Below are 5308 nucleotides of genomic sequence, written 5' to 3'. Positions count from 1 at the left end.
TTTTGTTTTTGATGCCAGTTTTTGGTGTCTTTTTGCTGTGATCAGGTTTCTCTGATTGTGAATTCTTTCCTGCCTGTGGGTGGGGGGTTTTTGTTTGGAGAGTTTGATCCTGGCTCAGGACGAACGCTGGCGGCGTGCTTAACACATGCAAGTCGAACGGAAAGGCCCTTTCGGGGGTACTCGAGTGGCGAACGGGTGAGTAACACGTGGGTGATCTGCCCTGCACTTCGGGATAAGCTTGGGAAACTGGGTCTAATACCGGATAGGACCATGCCATGCATGTGGTGTGGTGGAAAGCTTTTGCGGTGTGGGATGGGCCCGCGGCCTATCAGCTTGTTGGTGGGGTGATGGCCTACCAAGGCGACGACGGGTAGCCGGCCTGAGAGGGTGTCCGGCCACACTGGGACTGAGATACGGCCCAGACTCCTACGGGAGGCAGCAGTGGGGAATATTGCACAATGGGCGCAAGCCTGATGCAGCGACGCCGCGTGGGGGATGACGGCCTTCGGGTTGTAAACCTCTTTCACCATCGGCGAAGCCCATGATTTTTGTTGTGGGTGACGGTAGGTGGAGAAGAAGCACCGGCCAACTACGTGCCAGCAGCCGCGGTAATACGTAGGGTGCGAGCGTTGTCCGGAATTACTGGGCGTAAAGAGCTCGTAGGTGGTTTGTCGCGTTGTCCGTGAAATTCCCTGGCTTAACTGGGGGCGTGCGGGCGATACGGGCAGACTGGAGTACTGCAGGGGAGACTGGAATTCCTGGTGTAGCGGTGGAATGCGCAGATATCAGGAGGAACACCGGTGGCGAAGGCGGGTCTCTGGGCAGTAACTGACGCTGAGGAGCGAAAGCGTGGGGAGCGAACAGGATTAGATACCCTGGTAGTCCACGCCGTAAACGGTGGGTACTAGGTGTGGGTTTCCTTCCTTGGGATCCGTGCCGTAGCTAACGCATTAAGTACCCCGCCTGGGGAGTACGGCCGCAAGGCTAAAACTCAAAGGAATTGACGGGGGCCCGCACAAGCGGCGGAGCATGTGGATTAATTCGATGCAACGCGAAGAACCTTACCTGGGTTTGACATGCACAGGACGCCGGTAGAGATATCGGTTCCCTTGTGGCCTGTGTGCAGGTGGTGCATGGCTGTCGTCAGCTCGTGTCGTGAGATGTTGGGTTAAGTCCCGCAACGAGCGCAACCCTTGTCTCATGTTGCCAGCGCGTTATGGCGGGGACTCGTGAGAGACTGCCGGGGTCAACTCGGAGGAAGGTGGGGATGACGTCAAGTCATCATGCCCCTTATGTCCAGGGCTTCACACATGCTACAATGGCCGGTACAAAGGGCTGCGATGCCGTGAGGCTTAGCGAATCCTTGAAAGCCGGTCTCAGTTCGGATCGGGGTCTGCAACTCGACCCCGTGAAGTCGGAGTCGCTAGTAATCGCAGATCAGCAACGCTGCGGTGAATACGTTCCCGGGCCTTGTACACACCGCCCGTCACGTCATGAAAGTCGGTAACACCCGAAGCCAGTGGCCTAACCCTTGTGGGGGGAGCTGTCGAAGGTGGGATCGGCGATTGGGACGAAGTCGTAACAAGGTAGCCGTACCGGAAGGTGCGGCTGGATCACCTCCTTTCTAAGGAGCACCACGAAAAGAGGGCGGCATCAGGTCGCGCTCGGGCCGTGAGGAGTGGGTTGTCTGTAGTGGGCGCCCGCTTGGTGCACAACAACGAATCTTGTCTGCTGCCCCTGTTCGGGGGTGGTGGATCGAAACTGCCGGCACACTATTGGGTCCTGAGGCAACACCTGGGTTTGATGCTTCCGCGTTGGTGGGGGTTGGGTGGTGTCGCTCCATCTTGGTGGTGGGGTGTGGTGTTTGTTTAATTGGATAGTGGTTGCGAGCATCTATAGCAAAATTGCTGATTTTTCAGTTGGTTTTGTTCGAGTTGTTTTCTTGTGTTTGTAAGTGTTTAAGGGCACATGGTGGATGCCTTGGCATCAGGAGCCGATGAAGGACGTGGGAGGCTGCGATATGCCTCGGGGAGCTGCCAACCGAGCGTGGATCCGAGGATGTCCGAATGGGGAAACCCGGCACGAGTGATGTCGTGTCACCCGTATCTGAATACATAGGGTGCGGGAGGGAACGCGGGGAAGTGAAACATCTCAGTACCCGTAGGAAAAGAAAACAAAAGTGATTCCGTGAGTAGTGGCGAGCGAAAGCGGAGGATGGCTAAACCGTGCGCATGTGTAACCGGGTAGGGGTTGTGTGTGCGGGGTTGTGGGGATAACGCTTCTGGTTCTACCTGACCGGAGGGCAGTAGTGCGTGGTTAGTCGAAGTGGCCTGGGATGGTCTGCCGTAGACGGTGAGAGCCCGGTAGGCGAAAACTGCGTACCTGTTTTGTGTTGTTACCCGAGTAGCAGCGGGCCCGTGGAATCTGCTGTGAATCTGCCGAGACCACTCGGTAAGCCTGAATACTTCCTGATGACCGATAGCGGATTAGTACCGTGAGGGAATGGTGAAAAGTACCCCGGGAGGGGAGTGAAAGAGTACCTGAAACCGTGTGCCTACAAGCCGTCAGAGCCTTCGACTTTTGTTGTGGGGTGATGGCGTGCCTTTTGAAGAATGAGCCTGCGAGTCAGGGACATGTCGCGAGGTTAACCCGTGTGGGGTAGCCGCAGCGAAAGCGAGTCTGAATAGGGCGTATCCACCGTGAGGTGGTGTAGTGGTGTGTTCTGGACCCGAAGCGGAGTGATCTACCCATGGCCAGGGTGAAGCGCGGGTAAGACCGCGTGGAGGCCCGAACCCACTTAGGTTGAAGACTGAGGGGATGAGTTGTGGGTAGGGGTGAAAGGCCAATCAAACTCCGTGATAGCTGGTTCTCCCCGAAATGCATTTAGGTGCAGCGTTGCGTGTTTCTTACCGGAGGTAGAGCTACTGGATGGCCGATGGGCCCTACTAGGTTACTGACGTCAGCCAAACTCCGAATGCCGGTAAGTCAAAGCGTGGCAGTGAGACGGCGGGGGATAAGCTCCGTGCGTCGAGAGGGAAACAGCCCAGATCGCCGGCTAAGGCCCCTAAGCGTGTGCTAAGTGGAAAAGGATGTGCAGTCGCATAGACAACCAGGAGGTTGGCTTAGAAGCAGCCACCCTTGAAAGAGTGCGTAATAGCTCACTGGTCAAGTGATTGTGCGCCGATAATGTAGCGGGGCTCAAGCACACCGCCGAAGCCGCGGCAACATAGCAATATGTTGGGTAGGGGAGCGTCCTGCATCCAGCGAAGCCACGGAGTGATCCAGTGGTGGAGGGTGTGGGAGTGAGAATGCAGGCATGAGTAGCGATAAGGCAAGTGAGAACCTTGCCCGCCGAAAGACCAAGGGTTCCTGGGCCAGGCCAGTCCGCCCAGGGTGAGTCGGGACCTAAGGCGAGGCCGACAGGCGTAGTCGATGGACAACGGGTTGATATTCCCGTACCCGTGTGTGCGCGCCCATGACGAATCAGTGGTACTAACCACCCAAACCCCCGATCATCAGCGACCTTCGGGTCAACGAGACCGGGGCGCTGCGTGGGACCTTCACTGGTAGTAGTCAAGCGATGGGGTGACGCAGGAAGGTAGCCGTACCAGTCAGTGGTAATACTGGGGCAAGCCCGTAGGAACAGACTTAGGTAAATCCGGGTCTGACACATTCCGAGAGGTGATGCATAACCGGATGAGGTGAATTCGGTGATCCTATGCTGCCGAGAAAAGCCTCTAGCGAGCTCACACACGGCCCGTACCCCAAACCAACACAGGTGGTCAGGTAGAGAATACCAAGGCGTACGAGAGAACTATGGTTAAGGAACTCGGCAAAATACCCCCGTAACTTCGGGAGAAGGGGGGCCCACACACCGTCAACGCCCTAGCGGCCGGCAGCGGAAGTGGGTCGCAGAAACCAGTGAGAAGCGACTGTTTACTAAAAACACAGGTCCGTGCGAAGTCGCAAGACGATGTATACGGACTGACGCCTGCCCGGTGCTGGAAGGTTAAGAGGACCCGTTAACCCATAAAGTGAAGCGGAGAATTTAAGCCCCAGTAAACGGCGGTGGTAACTATAACCATCCTAAGGTAGCGAAATTCCTTGTCGGGTAAGTTCCGACCTGCACGAATGGCGTAACGACTTCTCAACTGTCTCAACCATAGACTCGGCGAAATTGCACTACGAGTAAAGATGCTCGTTACGCGCGGCAGGACGAAAAGACCCCGGGACCTTCACTATAGCTTGGTATTGATGTTCGGTACGGTTTGTGTAGGATAGGTGGGAGACTGTGAAACAATTACGCCAGTAATTGCGGAGTCGTTGTTGAAATACCACTCTGATCGTATTGGACCTCTAACCTCGAACCGTATATCCGGTTCAGGAACAGTGCCTGGTGGGTAGTTTAACTGGGGCGGTTGCCTCCCAAAATGTAACGGAGGCGCCCAAAGGTTCCCTCAACCTGGACGGCAATCAGGTGTTGAGTGCAAGTGCACAAGGGAGCTTGACTGCAAGACTGACACGTCAAGCAGGGACGAAAGTCGGGACTAGTGATCCGGCACCCCCGAGTGGAAGGGGTGTCGCTCAACGGATAAAAGGTACCCCGGGGATAACAGGCTGATCTTCCCCAAGAGTCCATATCGACGGGATGGTTTGGCACCTCGATGTCGGCTCGTCGCATCCTGGGGCTGGAGCAGGTCCCAAGGGTTGGGCTGTTCGCCCATTAAAGCGGCACGCGAGCTGGGTTTAGAACGTCGTGAGACAGTTCGGTCTCTATCCGCCGCGCGCGTCAGAAGCTTGAGGAAACCTGTCCCTAGTACGAGAGGACCGGGACGGACGAACCTCTGGTCCACCAGTTGTCCCACCAGGGGCACCGCTGGATAGCCACGTTCGGACAGGATAACCGCTGAAAGCATCTAAGCGGGAAACCCCCTCCAAGACCAGGCTTCTCACCCATTCAAGTGGGATAAGGCCCCCCGCAGACCACGGGATCGATAGACCAGACCTACAAGCCCAGCAATGAGCTCAGGGAACTGGCACTAACCGGCCGAAAACTTACACACACGCAACCACAACCCAGCAGCGCAACCACTGCACCCCACCACCAACAACAAGAATCACACCCAAAAAAGGGTGAACAAAGTTACGGCGGCCACAGCGACAGGGAAACGCCCGGACCCATCCCGAACCCGGAAGCTAAGCCTGCCAGCGCCGATGATACTACCCACACGGGTGGAAAAGTAGGACACCGCCGAACACACACAACACACCCCGTGCCCCCCAAAACCCTTGGGGGGCACGGGCATTT

At 56.6% G+C, this 5308-nt stretch carries 3 rRNA genes; all 3 read left to right on the top strand.

Annotated elements, in window-relative coordinates:
* The first annotated feature begins 91 nt into the window (after window positions 1-91).
* A 16S ribosomal RNA gene (locus ACZYW1_RS23210) occupies window positions 92-1624 on the top strand.
* A gap of 324 nt (window positions 1625-1948) precedes the next feature.
* Window positions 1949-5063: ribosomal RNA gene (locus ACZYW1_RS23205) — 23S ribosomal RNA — on the top strand.
* 81 nt (window positions 5064-5144) lie between these two features.
* Window positions 5145-5257, top strand: a 5S ribosomal RNA gene (gene rrf / locus ACZYW1_RS23200).
* The 16S, 23S and 5S rRNA genes sit together here, the layout of an rRNA operon.
* Window positions 5258-5308 lie beyond the last annotated feature (51 nt).

Source organism: Mycobacterium sp. IDUB_36 (assembly GCF_055419225.1).
Note: the sequence above shows the minus strand (reverse complement) of the source record. Positions and strands in the feature narration are given on the sequence as shown.